The organism is Paenarthrobacter sp. R1 (assembly GCF_030264015.1).
Lineage (GTDB): Bacteria > Actinomycetota > Actinomycetes > Actinomycetales > Micrococcaceae > Arthrobacter > Arthrobacter ureafaciens.
Genome location: NZ_CP127115.1, coordinates 4,042,998 through 4,058,567, shown reverse-complemented (window position 1 = coordinate 4,058,567; position 15,570 = coordinate 4,042,998). Strand labels below are relative to the sequence as shown.

15 protein-coding genes are annotated in these 15,570 nt (G+C 64.7%); 5 read left to right on the top strand and 10 right to left on the bottom strand.

What is annotated here, in order from left to right; translation table 11 throughout:
- Positions 1 to 3: 3 nt before the first annotated feature.
- The 6 genes from QN084_RS19375 to argC are packed head-to-tail and all read right to left on the bottom strand — an operon-like array spanning position 4 to position 5,968.
- Positions 4 to 540, bottom strand: coding sequence for an arginine repressor (locus QN084_RS19375; protein ID WP_021474291.1), 537 nt, complete (start codon positions 538 to 540; stop codon positions 4 to 6).
- Positions 540 to 1,550 (bottom strand): ornithine carbamoyltransferase, encoded by a 1,011-nt coding sequence (gene argF, locus QN084_RS19370; protein WP_021474292.1) that lies wholly within the window; start codon positions 1,548 to 1,550, stop codon positions 540 to 542. The genes QN084_RS19375 and argF overlap by 1 nt, the downstream gene beginning before the upstream one ends.
- A complete protein-coding gene (locus QN084_RS19365) occupies positions 1,547 to 2,815 on the bottom strand; it encodes an acetylornithine transaminase (protein WP_069694529.1) in 1,269 nt (422 codons plus the stop codon). Before QN084_RS19365 ends, argF begins: the two co-directional genes overlap by 4 nt.
- Positions 2,812 to 3,753 (bottom strand): acetylglutamate kinase, encoded by a 942-nt coding sequence (argB, locus tag QN084_RS19360; RefSeq protein ID WP_021474294.1) that lies wholly within the window; start codon positions 3,751 to 3,753, stop codon positions 2,812 to 2,814. Before argB ends, QN084_RS19365 begins: the two co-directional genes overlap by 4 nt.
- Before the next feature lie 8 nt (positions 3,754 to 3,761).
- A complete protein-coding gene (argJ, locus tag QN084_RS19355; RefSeq protein ID WP_021474295.1) occupies positions 3,762 to 4,928 on the bottom strand; it encodes a bifunctional glutamate N-acetyltransferase/amino-acid acetyltransferase ArgJ in 1,167 nt (388 codons plus the stop codon).
- Positions 4,925 to 5,968: an N-acetyl-gamma-glutamyl-phosphate reductase gene (argC, locus tag QN084_RS19350; protein WP_062099111.1), complete on the bottom strand. Its 1,044-nt coding sequence runs from the start codon at positions 5,966 to 5,968 to the stop codon at positions 4,925 to 4,927. The genes argJ and argC overlap by 4 nt, the downstream gene beginning before the upstream one ends.
- Positions 5,969 to 6,132: 164 nt before the next feature.
- Here argC and QN084_RS19345 point away from each other — a divergent pair, with 164 nt between their 5' ends.
- Both QN084_RS19345 and QN084_RS19340 read left to right on the top strand, forming a co-directional pair.
- A complete protein-coding gene (locus QN084_RS19345) occupies positions 6,133 to 7,221 on the top strand; it encodes a fatty acid desaturase family protein (protein ID WP_031217140.1) in 1,089 nt (362 codons plus the stop codon).
- Between the two features lie 85 nt (positions 7,222 to 7,306).
- On the top strand, positions 7,307 to 8,272 hold the full coding sequence (locus tag QN084_RS19340; RefSeq protein ID WP_062096022.1) for a quinone oxidoreductase family protein: 966 nt from the start codon (positions 7,307 to 7,309) through the stop codon (positions 8,270 to 8,272).
- 103 nt (positions 8,273 to 8,375) lie between these two features.
- On the opposite strand, the gene pheT is transcribed toward QN084_RS19340, so the two are convergent.
- Positions 8,376 to 10,919 (bottom strand): phenylalanine--tRNA ligase subunit beta, encoded by a 2,544-nt coding sequence (gene pheT, locus QN084_RS19335; RefSeq protein WP_069694528.1) that lies wholly within the window; start codon positions 10,917 to 10,919, stop codon positions 8,376 to 8,378.
- 2 nt (positions 10,920 to 10,921) lie between these two features.
- On the bottom strand, positions 10,922 to 11,983 hold the full coding sequence (gene pheS / locus QN084_RS19330) for a phenylalanine--tRNA ligase subunit alpha (RefSeq protein WP_062096013.1): 1,062 nt from the start codon (positions 11,981 to 11,983) through the stop codon (positions 10,922 to 10,924).
- A gap of 163 nt (positions 11,984 to 12,146) precedes the next feature.
- Here pheS and QN084_RS19325 point away from each other — a divergent pair, with 163 nt between their 5' ends.
- Complete coding sequence (locus tag QN084_RS19325; RefSeq protein WP_021474302.1) at positions 12,147 to 12,590, top strand: hypothetical protein; 444 nt, start codon at positions 12,147 to 12,149, stop codon at positions 12,588 to 12,590.
- A complete protein-coding gene (locus QN084_RS19320; protein ID WP_069694527.1) occupies positions 12,587 to 13,219 on the top strand; it encodes an SIMPL domain-containing protein in 633 nt (210 codons plus the stop codon). The genes QN084_RS19325 and QN084_RS19320 overlap by 4 nt, the downstream gene beginning before the upstream one ends.
- A 3-nt stretch (positions 13,220 to 13,222) precedes the next feature.
- Here the strand turns inward: QN084_RS19320 and pcp are convergent, their stop codons facing one another.
- Positions 13,223 to 13,864 carry a pyroglutamyl-peptidase I gene (gene pcp, locus QN084_RS19315; RefSeq protein ID WP_021474304.1) on the bottom strand — a complete coding sequence of 214 codons (642 nt, stop codon included), beginning with the start codon at positions 13,862 to 13,864 and terminating at the stop codon, positions 13,223 to 13,225.
- A gap of 75 nt (positions 13,865 to 13,939) precedes the next feature.
- Here pcp and QN084_RS19310 point away from each other — a divergent pair, with 75 nt between their 5' ends.
- Positions 13,940 to 15,031, top strand: coding sequence for an Rv2578c family radical SAM protein (locus QN084_RS19310; RefSeq protein WP_069694526.1), 1,092 nt, complete (start codon positions 13,940 to 13,942; stop codon positions 15,029 to 15,031).
- A 38-nt stretch (positions 15,032 to 15,069) separates the two neighbouring features.
- On the opposite strand, the gene QN084_RS19305 is transcribed toward QN084_RS19310, so the two are convergent.
- Positions 15,070 to 15,504: a (deoxy)nucleoside triphosphate pyrophosphohydrolase gene (locus QN084_RS19305; RefSeq protein ID WP_031217146.1), complete on the bottom strand. Its 435-nt coding sequence runs from the start codon at positions 15,502 to 15,504 to the stop codon at positions 15,070 to 15,072.
- Positions 15,505 to 15,570: the final 66 nt, after the last annotated feature.

Genomic DNA, 15,570 nt, shown 5'->3' with positions numbered 1-15,570 from the left:
CGTTCAGTTGCCGGGTCCGGCTTCCTCGGCCAATTGCAGGAAACGGGCCGCCAGTTCCGCCCCGCCGTCAGGATCGCGTGCCACCAACATCACGGTGTCGTCGCCTGCGATCGTACCTAAAACGGACGGCATCACGGAGTGGTCGATGGCCAGGGCAAGGAAATTCGCCGCACCCGGCGGTGTTCGGAGGACCACGATGTTGCCCGATGCCTCGGCCGTCACCAGCAGTTCGCCGCAGAGGCGGCTGAGCCGGGCATCAAGGATCTCCTGTGTGACACCGCTCTTGGCGTGCCGCTCTCCCCCTTCACCCGGAACGGCGTAGACCAAGGCGCCGTCTTTGCCCCGCACCCGGACGGCACCAAGTTCCACGAGGTCCCGCGAGAGGGTCGCCTGGGTAACCTGGACGCCGTCGTCCGCGAGCAGGGCCGCGAGCTCTGCCTGCGAGCGCACCGACTCGCCCGTCAGGATCGCGGTGATGCGCGCCTGCCGGGCAGTCTTGGTGGCCGGGCTGGCGCCCGGAACGGTCGGGTTGACGGACACTAGAACGTGCTCTCGCCGGTTCCCTCGACGGGTGCGAGGCCGTCGACAAACGCGAGCCCGGAGCGGTGCATCAACCAGGCCATGAGTGCTTTCTGGGCGTGGAGGCGGTTCTCCGCTTCGTCCCACACGATGGACTGCGGTCCGTCGATGACGCCGGCGGAGATCTCGTAACCGCGGTAGGCAGGGAGGCAATGCAGGACGACGGCGTCGGGAGCTGCCTGCGCCATGGCGGCCTCGTCCACGGAGTAGTCCCGGAACAGTTGCAGGCGGGCTTCCTTCTCCGCTTCCTGTCCCATGGAGACCCAAGTGTCGGTGGCCACGACGTCGGCTCCCTTGAGGGCCTCCTTGGCGTCCGTGGTGATGAGTACCGAACCTCCGGTCTCTGCGGCCCGCTGCTCTGCCGCAGCCACAATCTCCGCGGCGGGCAGGTAGCCATCGGGGCCGGAGATGCGCACATGCATCCCTGCGGTCACCCCGGCCAGCAGGTAGGAGTTGGCCATGTTGTTGGCGGCGTCACCCAGGTACGCCATGGTGAGTCCGGCCAGCTTTCCCTTGTGCTCCTTGACCGTCAGGAGGTCGGCCAGGAGCTGGCAGGGGTGGTAGTCGTCGCACAAAGCGTTGATGACGGGCACCTTGGAGTTTTCCGCCATCGCCACCAGGCCCGCGTGGGCGCCGGTGCGCCACACGATGGTGGACACCATGCGCTCCAGGACCTTGGCGGTGTCCTCGACGGACTCCTTATGCCCGATCTGTGCTTCGCCCGGATTGATGATGAGCGCGTTGCCGCCCATGTCCGCCACGCCGGTTGCGAAGGAAACACGCGTCCTGGTGGAGGTCTTGTCAAAGATCACGGCGACCGTCTTGCGTCCGCTTCCCTCCGCGGCATACGGCTGGACGCTGTAGGGGGCGGCTTTCATGCGGACGGCCAGTTCCAGGACTTCGGCTTGTTCGGCCGGTGTCAGGTCCGTGTCCTTGAGGAAGTGCCGGGTGCTGGTGGAAGGAGTAGTCACTGTGCGTCCTTAGCGGTGGTGGCGGTAGCCGTTGCGATCAAGGAAGGGAGGGCGGCAAGGAACCGGTCAACCTGTTCGGTGGTCAGGATGAGCGGTGGTGCCAGGCGGATGGTCCGCGGGCCGGGGCTGTTGATGATGAACCCGGCGTCCAAGGCTGCCGTGACCATTGCGGGGGCAATGCCGGCTGTCAGGTCGAAGCCGATCAGCAGGCCTTCTCCGCGGACTTCGGTGACGCCTTCGACGGCGGCAATTCCGGTTCGCAGGTACTCCCCCACAGACTGCACGTTCTGCAGCACGCCCTGGCTTTCGATGGCGTGCAGCGTCGCGAGCGCCGCGGCGGTTGCCACCGGGTTCCCGCCGAAGGTGGTGCCGTGCTGCCCGGCGGTGAGCAGGGCCGACGTCGTACTTCCGAACGTCACCAGGGCGCCGATCGGGAAGCCGCCGCCCAGGCCCTTGGCGAGCGTGATGGCGTCCGGAACAATTCCGGCGTCTTCGCTGGAGAGCCATTTGCCGGTGCGGCCGATGCCCGTCTGGACTTCGTCCAGGATCAGGAGCGCGCCGGCTGCGGTGGTTGCCTCGCGGGCTGCCCGGAGGTAGTCGGCGCCGAGCGGACGCACGCCCGCCTCACCCTGGATGGGTTCCAGGAACACTGCGGCGGTGGAATCGTCGACGGCGGCACGCAGGGCCTCTATGTCGCCGAACGGGATGTGGACCACGCCGCCGGGCAGGGGTTCGAACGGTGCCCGGTACGCTTCCTTGGCGGTGAGGGCGAGGGCCCCCATGGTGCGGCCGTGGAAGGCGCCTTCGAGGGCAAGGATCTTGGTGCGTTTGCCGTCGCCGCTGTTCCGGCGGGCCAGCTTGAAGGCTGCCTCGTTGGCTTCGGTTCCGGAGTTGGCGAAGAACACCTTGGAACCGGCCGGTGCCTGGCTGATGGCCAGGAGCTTCTCCGCGAGCGCGATCTGCGTCGGGCTGGTGAAGAAGTTGGAAACGTGCCCGAGCGTGGACAGCTGGCTCGAGATCACGGACGTCACGAACGGGTGCGCGTGGCCGAGGGCGTTGACGGCGATGCCGCCGAGGAGGTCAAGGTATTCCTTGCCGTCCGCGTCCCAGACGAGGCAACCGGCGCCACGGACGAGCACCCGTTGCGGCGTGCCGAAGACGCCCATGAGCGAGGACGAGTAACGGGCCAGCCAGTCGGCGCCTGAACTTTGGGTGACAAGCGTCGACGCCGCGGCTTCCGCCAACTGTGTTTCGTTGCTGCTCATGCGTTTACTTCCTGGTCCGGTACTACCTGTGTGCCGATGCCCGCCGTCGTGAAGGTTTCCAGCAGCATCGAGTGGGCGAGCCGCCCGTCCACGATGTGGGCGCGTTCCACGCCCTCGTCGATTGCCTTCAGGCAGGCGGCCATCTTGGGAATCATTCCCGATTCCAGGCGCGGCAGCATGTCCCGGAGTTCGGACGCCGTCAGCGACGAGATCAGCGAGGACTTGTCCGGCCAGTTCGCGTAGAGCCCTTCAACGTCGGTGAGGATGACGAGCTTCGAGGCTCCCAGCGCCGAAGCAACAGCTGCTGCGGCGGTATCGGCGTTGACGTTGAGGACCTGCCCCGTGGTCTGGAAACCGGTGGCGTCGTCGATGATCTCCGGTGCGACCGTGGAGATCACGGGGATGCGTCCGGCGTCGAGGATGTCCTTGATCCCTGTGGGATCGACGCCGATCACCTCGCCCACCAGGCCCAGGTCCACTTCTTCACCGTCAACGACGGTTCCGGTCCGGACGGCACGGAGCAGGCCGCCGTCTTCCCCGGACATACCTACCGCATAGGGTCCGTGCGAGTTGATGAGCCCGACGAGTTCGCGTCCCACTTGGCCTGTGAGGACCATGCGGACTACGTCCATGGCCTCGGGCGTGGTGACCCGGAGGCCCCCTTTGAATTCGGATTCGATACCGAGGCGTCCGAGCATGGAGTTGATCTGCGGACCGCCGCCGTGGACCACGACGGGGTGGATCCCGACGTGGTGGAGGAACACGATGTCCTCGGCGAAGGCACGGCGGAGTTCGTCGTTGACCATGGCGTTGCCGCCGTATTTGATGACCATGGTGGTTCCGGCGAAGCGCTGGATCCAGGGCAGGGCCTCAATGAGGGTCCCCGCTTTGTCCTGGGCGTCGGCCATGGACGTGGTGTCGCGCGTGTGTGCGGTCATTGTCATCCTTAGCTCGAGTACGCGCTGTTCTCATGCACGTAGTCGTGCGTGAGGTCGTTGGTCCAGATGGTGGCCTCGGCGTCGCCTGCCTGGAGGTCGATGTCCACCCGGACTTCACGCGGTTCGAGGTCCACGAGGTTGCGGTCATCACCAATGGCGCCGTTGCGGCAGATCTGGACGCCGTTCATGGACACGTTCAGCTGGTCTGCTTCGAAGACGGCATCGGTGGTGCCCACTGCTGACAAGACCCGCCCCCAGTTGGGGTCCTTCCCGAAAATGGCGGCCTTGAACAGGTTGGAGCGGGCTACTGCCCGGCTGACGATTTCAGCGTCGCGTTCGCTGGCTGCATTGAAAGTGCGGATGGCGATGTCGTGGCTGGCGCCTTCGGCATCCCCAATCAGCTTCCGGGCGAGATCGGCGCACACGTTGGTGACGGCTTCGCTGAGCTGCTCGGCGGAGGGCAGTGCTTCCGACGCTCCTGAGGCAAGCAACACCACGGTGTCGTTGGTGGACATGCAGCCATCGGAATCAGCACGGTCGAAGGTGACGCGCGTGGCGTCGCGGAGGACGACGTCGAGTTCGTTGGCCGGCACCTCGGCGTCGGTGGTGAGGACCACCAGCATGGTGGCGAGGCCCGGGGCGAGCATGCCTGCGCCCTTGGCGATGCCACCCACGGTGAAGGACTTGCCCTGTGCGTCCTTGCCCGTGAAGACAGCTTCCTTGGAGACGCTGTCCGTGGTCATGATTGCGGTGGCCGCGGCACTGCCGCCGTCCTCGCTCAGTTCCTTGGCTGCCGCTTCGACACCCGGGAGGATCTTGTCCATGGGGAGCTGCTCGCCGATCAGGCCGGTGGAACACACCACGACGTCGGAAGCTGAGACTCCCAGCACCTCGGCCACTTTCTCTGCGGTGGCGTGGGTGTTCTGGAAACCCTGCGGACCCGTGCAGGCGTTGGCGCCGCCCGAATTCAGGACGACGGCGTCAACGCGGCCGTCCGTGACAACCTGGCGCGACCAATGCACGGGAGCTGCGGCAACACGATTGGACGTGAAGACTGCGGCCGCTGCTTTCTGCGGGCCGTCATTGACAACGAGGGCCAGGTCCGGATTGCCTGATGCCTTGATGCCGGCTGTGATTCCAGAGGCGCGGAATCCCTTGGGGGCGGTAATGGTCACGGTGCAACTCCCTGCAGGTTCAGGCCGGCGGTTTCATCCAGGCCGAGGGCAATGTTCATTGACTGCACGGCACCGCCGGCAGTTCCCTTGGTGAGGTTATCGATGGCGCAGGTGACGATCACCCGGCCGGTGTGGGCATCGAAAGCCAACTGCATGACGGCGTGGTTGGAGCCCTGCACGGACTTGGTACTGGGCCACTGCCCCTCCGGCAGAAGGTGAACGAACGGCTCGTCGTCGTAGGCGTCGGCCCATGCCTGGCGCAGCTCGGAGGCTGTCACGCTGCGTCCTGCCTGCGGCCGCACTTTCGCGGTGGCCGTCGTCAGAATGCCGCGGCTCATGGGCGCCAGCGTGGGCGTGAAGGACACCGTTACGGGTTCGCCTGCGGCGTTGCTGAGTCCCTGTTCGATTTCCGGCGTGTGGCGGTGTCCGCCACCCACGCCGTACGGGCTCATGGAGCCCATGACCTCGGAACCAATGAGGTTCACCTTCGCTGCCTTGCCGGCACCGGAGGTTCCGGACGCGGAGACAATGACGACGTCGTCCGCCTGGAGGAGGTTGCTGGCGAAGCCCGGCGCCAACGCCAGCAGCGACGACGTCGGGTAGCAGCCGGGAACGGCGATCCGCGTTGCGCCCTTCAGCGCCTCGCGCTGGCCCGGGAGTTCGGGCAGGCCGTACGGCCAAGTACCTGCATGGGCGGATCCGTAGAACTTTTCCCACGCGGCGGCGTCCTGCAAACGGTGGTCCGCTCCGGCGTCGATGACCATTGTTCCTTCCGGCAGTTGCGCGGCAATCTCCGCGGAGGCACCGTGCGGAAGGGCGAGGAACACGACGTCATGCCCGGCCAGGTTCTCCACGGTGGTGTCTTCCAGGATCCGGCTGGCCAGCCCATGGAGATGCGGCTGTAACTCGCCTAGTCTGGAACCGGCGTTGCTGTGCGCCGTAATGGCGCCGATGGTGACGTTGGGATGGTTGGCCAGCAGGCGCAGCACTTCTCCCCCGGCATAGCCACTGGCACCGGAGACAGCAACAGAAATAGTCATGAGCCCCATAATACAGCAAAAGTATTCATCGGGGCCGATATTTATGCATGCCTACAACATCGCGTTTGTTAGGACATTGCCGGTATGCTTAATGGAGGGTGATCCAGACCGTGCAGTCCGAACGTCGGCTGCAGCGTTGCCCGTTATCGATACGGGGCACATTCTTGGCACCCACTTCCACATCTGAGCGGCCCAAAGTTCGCGCAATCCAACCCAACCCGGTGGTCCAGAGCTATTCGGAACTCCTGAAGAGCGTCAAGAAAGCCGGGCTGCTCGAACGCCGCAGCGGCTTCTACATCTGGCTTTTCGTGGCCTTGATGCTCCTCATGGCAGGTACCTGGCTGGGCTTCGCACTCATCGGCGACTCCTGGTATCAACTGCTGATCGCCGCAGCCCTGGGGATCTTCTGTACGCAACTGAGCTTCCTGGCCCACGAGGCCGGCCACAAGCAGATTTTCGCATCCCGCCGCGCCAATGACTGGTCCGCCCGCCTGTTGGCTACTGGGGTGGCAGGCATCAGCTATTCGTGGTGGGAACAGAAACACGGAGCCCACCACAACCACCCGAACGTTATTTCCAAGGATCCGGACATCCGGAACAACGCCCTGGTGTTCTACGAAGAGGCCGCCGCGCAACGCAAAGGACCCTTGGCGTTCCTCACCCGGAAGCAAGGCTGGTTCTTCTTTCCGCTCCTCACACTGCTCGGCATCAGCCTCCAGTTCGATTCCCTTCGATACGTCTTCAGCCGGGGCAAAGTCCGTCACCGCTGGGTAGAGACCCCTATCCTCGTGGCCCGGCTTGCCGCATTGCCCGTTCTGGCCTTCACATTCCTGCCCATCGGCATGGCGTTCGCATTCCTCGGCGTGCAAATCATGGTGTACGGCTTCTATATGGGTGCCTCCTTCGCGCCCAACCACAAGGGGATGCCGGTCCTGCCGAAAGAGAGCCGGGTGGATTTCCTCAGCAGGCAAGTCCTGACCTCACGGAACATCGCCGGCGGCCGCTTCATGGACTTCCTCCTCGGCGGCCTCAACAGGCAGGTGGAGCACCACCTGTTCCCGGATATGGCCCGCCCGCACCTGCACCAGGCAGCCGGAATAGTGCGTGCATTCTGCGCCAAGCACTCCATCCCCTACACGGAAACGTCCCTGGCCGGGTCCTACGGAATAGTGGTCAGGTACCTGAACGAGGTAGGCCTGGCGGCCGGGCGCGGCTTCGATTGCCCGGTGGCCTCAACCCACGGACGACGCTAGGAATTTCGCGGTCGCGTCCAGTCCGTCCCTAGGATGGAACCTGGAACCGGGCACCGGAAGGACCGTCCCGGAGTGAGGAGCCACCATGTCGCACGCCATTGTTGCCAACAAACCGGGAGGACCTGAAGTCCTCGAGTACGCTTCAGTCGAACCTCCCGTCCCAGGCGCAGGCCAGCTGCTGATCAAGGTCGCGGCGGCCGGCGTCAACTTCATCGAGACCTACCAGCGCAGCGGGATCTACAAGGTTCAATACCCTTTCACTCCCGGCGCAGAAGCCGCCGGAACCATTGAAGCGGTGGGCGAAGGCGTCGAAGATTTTGCTGTTGGCGACAGGGTAGCCACCGCGGAAGCAACCAAGACCTACGCCGAGTACGCCGTAGTGGATGTCGATAAGGCCCTGCCTGTCCCGGCCGGGGTTGATGACCACACCGCAGCCGCTTTGCCGCTCCAAGGCATCACTGCCCACTACCTGATGAACTCGTCATTCCGGGTGGAACCGGGACACACCGTTTTGCTCCACGCAGGCGCCGGTGGCGTCGGGCTCTTGCTGACCCAGCTGCTGAAGGCACGCGGAGCCAGGGTCATCACCACCGTTTCTTCGGACGAAAAAGCCGAACTTTCCCGGCTTGCGGGAGCCGATGAGGTCCTGCGCTACGAGGGTTTTGCGGACAAGGTACGGGAACTCACCGACGGTGAGGGCGTGAATGTGGTGTACGACGGCGTCGGCAAGGACACTTTCGACGATTCCCTGAGAAGCCTGCGGATCCGCGGCGCCATGGTGCTGTTCGGAGCGGCTTCCGGGCCCGTTCCACCGTTCGATCCCCAGCGGCTCAACGCCGGAGGTTCGCTCTCCCTGACGCGTCCCACGATGGGCCACTTTGTCCAGAACGCCCACGAAAGGCGCTGGCGGGCCGCAGAAATTTTCGACGCCGCCGCCAACGGCACGTTGTCCGTCCGGGTCGGCGCCACCTACCCGCTGGCAGAAGCAGCCCAGGCCCACAGGGACCTGGAAGGCCGGAAGACCACCGGCAAGGTGCTGCTCCTCCCCTAGCCGCGACCGGGACACCACCCAGGCCCTGAAGCGACAAAAGGCCCTGACAACCGAATCCATAACGGAACGGTTGTCAGGGCCTTTCACTTCCCTGGCAGCACTGCTAGCGCTGGACGGCTCCACAGCGTTCGGCAGCAACAGCCACCGCAGCTGACCGGGCCTCTGAAGCTTCATCTGCCGTCAGGGTACGGTCATCAGCGCGGAAGCGCAGTCCGAAGGCCAAAGACTTCTTACCCTCTTCGATGCCCGGCCCCGAGTAGACATCGAACAGTGCCACGTCTTCCAGCAGCACTCCTGCGCCCTCCCGAAGCGCGGCAAGGACGTCATCGGCGGGCACATCCTGCGGGACCACCAAGGCCACATCCTGGGTGGCCACGGGGAAGCCCGAGATGTGCTTGGCGACGATCACGTCAGCAGCAGCCTCAAAGAGCGCTTCGACGTTGATCTCCATCGCCACGGAGCGCGCAGGCATGTCGTGGGCGGCCAAAAGCTTGGGGTGCAGTTCGCCGGCGTAGCCCACGACGTCACCGCTGCGCAGTGCCAGACGGGCAGCCCGGCCCGGGTGGAAGGCCTGGTGGCTGCCCTGGCTGACTACCAGCTCAACCCCAAGGACGTCGGCAATCAGCCGCGCAACATCCAAGGCATCGGCCCAGTCCCAGGCACGCGGCGTGTGCGTCGCGGCAGCCGGCGAATCATGGCCGGTCAGGACCGCCGCGATGTGCAGCGGCTGGTGCGGAACGCCGTCGAACAATCCCTCCAGAACCTGATCCGCAGGCCTGACGCCCAACGGCGGGATGCTTTCGGTACCGATTTTCCCTTCCGGCAAGAACACCGAACCGGCCTCGTACAACGCTACGTCGCGGAAGCCCCGCGAGTGGTTCCGGCGTGCGACCTCGATCAGTCCCGGCAGGATCGACGTGCGAAGGAAACCCTGCTCTTCGCTGATCGGGTTGGCGAGCTTCAGTGCCGGCCGTTCGGCGCCTTCCTCGGCTACCCCGAAGGTATCGTTGGCGGCCTTGGAGACGAACGGGTAGGACAGAACCTCAGTCAGGCCTGCATCTGCCAGGGCCTGCACCACGCGACGCTTCTGCTGCTGGGTCCGGCTCAGGCCACGGCCCGGAGGTGCCACCGGCAAGGTGGCGGGAATGTTGTCATAACCGACCAGACGGGCGACTTCCTCGGACAGGTCTTCCTTGGTTTCGAGGTCGTGGCGCCAGCTTGGAGCCGTAACCCGGTAGCCGCCGTCGTTCTTTTCCACGGTGGCGCCAAGGTCAACGAGGGAAGTGGTGACCTGCTCCTCCGTGAAATCGATGCCGATCCGCTTCGAGGCATAGTCGGCAGGCAGTTCGATGGTGACGGCGTCCGGCGCGGTTCCGACGTCCGTCCCGGTCGCGTCAGCGGTGCCGCCGGCCAGTTCCACCAGCAGGTCCACGACGCGCTGGGCGGCGACGTCGGCCACGTGCCAGTCCACGCCGCGTTCGAAGCGCTTGGAAGCCTCGGACGGCAGCTTGTGCCGGCGGCGGGAGCGGGCAATCGAAACCTCGTCGAAGTGTGCCGCTTCCACCAGGATGCTGGTGGTTGAATCCGATACCTCGGTGTGGGCGCCGCCCATGACGCCGGCAATGCCGATCGCACCGGAATCGTCGGTGATCAGCAGATCCTCGGGGTGGAGGGTCCGCTCCTTGTCATCGAGCGTGGTGATCTTCTCGCCGGCTACGGCACGCCGCACGACGATGTCACCGGACAACTTGTCTAGGTCATAGCAGTGGTTCGGCTGGCCGAGTTCCAACATGACGTAGTTGGAGATGTCCACCGGCAGGGAGATGCTCCGGATGCCGGCAAGACGAAGCCGGGATGACATCCACGGCGGCGTGGGACGCGTCGGGTCCACACCCCGGACAGTCCTGGCGACGAAACGGTCGCAGCCGGGCTTGCCGTAGATCGGAACGTCGTCGTTGAGCTTGACGCCGTATCCGCCTTGGAGCCCGGCAGGTGCGTTGACCTTGGATGCCGGATCCGTGAAGGCGGTACCCGTGGCGTGGGCGTATTCGCGGGCCACTCCTCGGATGGAAAAGGCATAACCGCGGTCGGGAGTGACGTTGATTTCCGCTGCTTGGTCGTACAGGCCGAGCAGTTCCATTGCGTCGGTTCCAATTTCCGGGTCCAAACCGATCCGGGACAGCACCAGGATGCCGTCGTGGTCGTCGCCGATGCCCAGCTCGCGGACCGAAGCGATCATTCCAGCAGACATGTGACCGTAGGTCTTGCGGGCAGAGATGTGGAAGTCCCCGGGCAGCACGGCGCCCGGCAGGGTCACAACAACCTTGTCCCCCTCCACGAAATTGTGCGCGCCGCAAACAATGCCCTGGACGCCGGAGGGATCGATGCCCTTGCCGGTGAGGGTCTGTTCCTGCCCTTCGGGAACGACCCGGACCTGGCACCAGTTGATGGTCTTGCCGTTGCTCTGCGGTTCCTTGACCAGGCTGAGCACCTGCCCGACGACGACCGGCCCCTTCAGGGTGTCCGTGGGCCGGTGGACCTCTTCTTCTTCGAAGCCGACCTTCACCAGGTCAGCCATGACGTCTTCGGCCGTAGCATCGGCCGGTACCTGTGCGAACTCGCGCAACCAGGAAAGTGGGATACGCACTGTTAGATCTCCATCCCGAAGTGCTCGCTGAAACGTACGTCGCCTTCGATCATGTCGCGCATGTCGCCAACCTCGTTGCGGAACATGAGGGTGCGCTCGATGCCCATGCCGAAGGCAAAACCTGAATAGACTTCCGGGTCGATGCCTGCTGCCCGGAGGACGTTGGGATTGACCATGCCGCAGCCGCCCCACTCAATCCATTGCGGGCCACCCTTGGCGCCCGGGTGCCAGATGTCCAGCTCCGCCGAAGGCTCCGTGAAGGGGAAGTAGTTGGGGCGCAGGCGGATGGAAGCTTCGTCGCCGAACATCTGCCGGGCGAAGTGCTCCAACGTTCCGCGCAAGTCCGCCATGCTGAGGTTCTTGTCGATGGCCAGGCCCTCGAACTGGTGGAACACCGGCGTGTGGGTCGCATCGAGCTCGTCGGTCCGGAACACCTTTCCGGGGCAGAGCACGTAGATGGGAACCTCGCGCTCCAGCATGGAACGCACCTGCACCGGTGAGGTGTGGGTGCGCATGAGGAGATGCGCCTCCGGCGGCTCCACGAAGAACGTGTCCTGCATCTCGCGGGCAGGGTGGTCCGGCTTGAAGTTCAAGGCGTCGAAGTTGAACCACTCGGACTCCACCTCCGGGCCTTCGGCGATTTCCCAGCCCATCCCGACGAAGATGTCCGAGACGCGGTCCTGCAGCGTGGACAGAGGATGGCGGGCGCCTGCGCGACGGCGGCGCGGAGCGGCGGTGACGTCTACTGTCTCTTCCACCAGGATGCGGGCGTCATTCTCCGCTTCGAGGACCTCGTTGCGGGCTGCGAGCGCCTGGTTGACGCGACCCCGGGAGGAGCCCAGCAGCTTGCCGGCGGCCGCTTTGTGTTCCTTCGCCAAGCCGCCGATTTCGCGGTTGGCAAGGCTGAGCGGCGACTTCTCGCCGGTGTGCGCGAGGCGGACGGCCTTGAGTTCTTCGAGGGAGGTTGCGCCGGCAATGGCTGCTAGGGCGTCCTCAACGGCAGCGGTGATGGCGGCTTCGTCCAGAGGGTTCGGGACGGCGGCGCCTGGCAAAGTGTCAGTCATCTACTGTTCTTAGCTACGAGTCGGAAGCGGCCGGCGTGGCGGCTGCAGGACAAACGGTGGTGGACGCCACATGGCGAACACCGCCTTCCAGTCTAGTTGAACCGCTCCGCCTTGCCGGTCTTTGCCCTGCTGCCGGGCAAGGCCCGGGGGTTAGCATGGCTTCATGACTCCCGGGCAGCGCCTGCGCCAGATCGCGAACGTCGTCAATCTCAGCACGCCGCTGGGCCTGGTGATAGCGGTCGCGTCCAAGTCGCCGCGGCGTCCCGGTCCACGCGGACTGATCATCGCTTCCGACTATGCATGGAAACTTCCCAAGGCGGGGGCTTTCACCATGGGGAACGTCGTCCTCTACAGGGCTGGTCGCGACGTAGCCGGCCGCAACGAAGTGTTGCTTGGCCACGAGGAACGTCACAGCACCCAGTACGCCTACTGCCTGGGCCTGCCCTTCCTGGTCTTCTACGGGGCGGCTGCCTGCTGGTCCGTACTGCGTACGGGCAACCCGGGCTTGGCCAATATCTTCGAACGCCAGGCCGGACTTGAGGCCGGCGGCTACATCAGCCCTCCTGGCCAACACCGGCATGCCGGAGAAGGAATCGAGGCAGCATGAAACGCACCATGACGGTAACGGGAACGGGAAGTGCTTCGGCAACTCCGGACACCGTGACATTGACGCTCGGAGTCGAGACCCGCCGTGACACGGCGGAAAGGGCCTATTCCGACGCCGGAGCTGCCGCCACCGCTGTTGCCGCAGCGTTGCGCTCCGAGGGGGTACTGGAGGCCGATCTGCGCACGAGCGGACTCAATCTTCGCGCGGATTCGGTGTGGGCCGAAGGCCAGGGACAGAAGGTGACGGGCTACGTGGCCACGGCGGCCCTGCACGTGGGCCTCCGCTCACCATCAAGCGCTCCCGCCGTCATCGCTTCTGCGGTTGCCGCAGGCGGCGACGCCATCAGGATCAACGGCCTTGAACAGGGCTTCGCCGATGTGTCAGGCCTGATCGCTTCAGCGCAGCAAGCTGCCTGGTCCGATGCCTTGGCCAAAGCACAGCGCTACGCACGGCTGGCGGGAGCTGAGCTCGGCGGGGTCATCTCCGTTTCAGAGCAGGCACCGGCCGGCGCACCCGTCCCGGTGGGTGGGCTGGTACGTGCCTACGCTGCCGAGACACTGCCCGTGGAGGCCGGCACATCGTCGGTGTCCGCAAGTGTCAGGGTGGAATGGGACTTGGTAGCCGGCTAAGGCTTAGTGGATCGCCCCGGCAGCAAACTGCTCATCAACCGTAGTTTGAAGGGCAGTGCGGACAACCACGGAAATCCCCCGCACCATGTCATCCAGGGCCATGGTGGGGATGCTGCTGCCGTTAAGCACCTGCTCCGGCAGGTAGGGAACATGGATAAAGCCCGCCCGGATTCCGGTCTTCCCTGCCGCCGTCTTCATGAGCGAGTAGAACACGTGGTTGCAGACGTAGGTCCCGGCCGTCTGCGAGACCTCCGCCCTGATGCCCTCAATCTGCAGGTTCCGCAGGGCCGCTTTGATGGGCAAGGTGGTGAAGTATGCCGCCGGCCCGCCCCGGACTATGTCCTGGTCGATGGGCCTGTTGCCTTGGTTATCCGGTATTCGCGCGTCATCGACGTTGATGGCCACGCGTTCAAGGGACATCCGTGAACGGCCTCCGGCCAGTCCTACGGCCACGACAATCCGGGGGTGGATCGCATCAATGGTTGCCTCCAGGACGCGCGCCGATTCGCCGAACACGCACGGCAACTCCAGAGTCTCAACATCAAGGCCGTCGCCGCGCAGCAACGCAGCCGCGCCCCCTACTGCCTGCCAGGAAGGATTCACGGAATCGCCGCCAAAGGGTTCGAACCCGGTCAGGAGGATCATGGGGCAACAGTAGCAACCCGGGGATGCTCCTGCGGACGCTTGACTTAAATTCGAACATACCTTCGAATTGAACCCATGAGATGGAACGCACAAGCACTTTCACCTACCAGTGACGGCTTGTCCGGGAACAGTGACGGCGGAACTCCAGGCCCTGCCCCGGTCACGGATGCCCTGCTGCCACTGGCCGGGCTGGTGCGTTCCATCTCAACACCCGAGTTTTCCGGAGTCACCTTCCACGAGGTCACCGCCAAGTCAGTGCTCAACAAGGTGCCATCCGGTTCAAACATGCCCTTCGAATGGACCGTCAATCCTTACCGTGGCTGCAGCCATGCCTGCGTTTATTGCTTTGCCCGCAAGACCCACACCTACCTGGATTTCGACTCCGGCCGGGACTTTGATTCCCAAGTGGTGGTGAAGATCAACGCAGCAGAGGTGCTGCGCAAGGAGTTGGCGAAGCCGTCATGGCAGCGGCATCAGGTTGCGCTGGGGACCAACACCGACCCCTACCAGCGTGCCGAGGGCCGGTACGCGTTGATGCCGGGAATTATCCGTGCCCTGGCCGACTCCGGCACGCCGTTCTCGATTCTGACCAAGGGCACCCTCCTGGCAAGGGACATTCCCCTCCTCAAGCACGCAGCAGCCCAGGTTCCGGTGGACCTTGGGATCTCACTCGCAATGACCAACTCGGACCTCGCCGAACTGATGGAGCCTGGAACGCCGTCGCCCCGGGCACGCCTTAAGCTCATAGCAAGGCTGCGCGACGCCGGCCTGGGCTGCGGCGTCATGGCGATGCCGATCCTTCCATGGCTGACCGACTCCGATGAAGCACTCGACTCCCTTTTTTCGGAACTGGCGGCTGCCGGTGCCACCGGGGTCACAGCCGGCGCCCTCTACCTCAAGCCAGGCACCCGCGAGTGGTATCTGAAATGGCTCGCCGCCAACCATCCGGAGCTGGTGGGCCGCTACCGCCGCCTCTACGGTCAAGGCGCTTACGCCCCGAAAGACTACCGGGTGTGGTTGTCCGGTCGGATCATTTACTTCAAGGCGAAGTACGGATTCAAGGGCACGTCCGGATTCAGTCACCGGAACGCCAAACCGGCGGCTTCCAGCCGCACTGATGCCGAGCATCAGGCTGCACACACTCCGGACCAACAGCCGCTGTTCTAGAACGCCAGTTTTTGCAGACAACCCCGCCTGCGCCGTGGCTAGCCCGCCGCTGCGACCCGGTCCAGCAAGGCCCGGACAATGGGTAGATCCGCGGGGATCCATGGAAGCTCCATGACCTCCTCATGCCCGTCAAGACGCACCCAGCGGAGCTCGTCATGATCCTCGAGCGGTTGCGGCTCCCCCTCTGACACTTCCGCGAACCAGACCCGCATCACCGCCTGCTCGTTCAGTGGCCAGCCGGATGGACTTCCGGAGTCCACTTCACGGCCAAGACGCACGGTGATGCCCAGTTCCTCGCCCAGTTCGCGATGCAGGGCGGCCTCAGCGGATTCGCCCGCCTCGACTTTTCCGCCGGGGAACTCCCACATCCCGGCGAATTTAGGCGGCGCGGTACGCCGGGCGGCCAACAGCCTGGAGGGTTGTTCCAGGGAGTCGACGACGGCCGCCCCCACGACATTGATCATTGCAGTCACCGCACCAGTCTAGGGTGGCCGGGTCCATGGGGATTATCACATAACACGGCTGCGAACCCTCCGAAG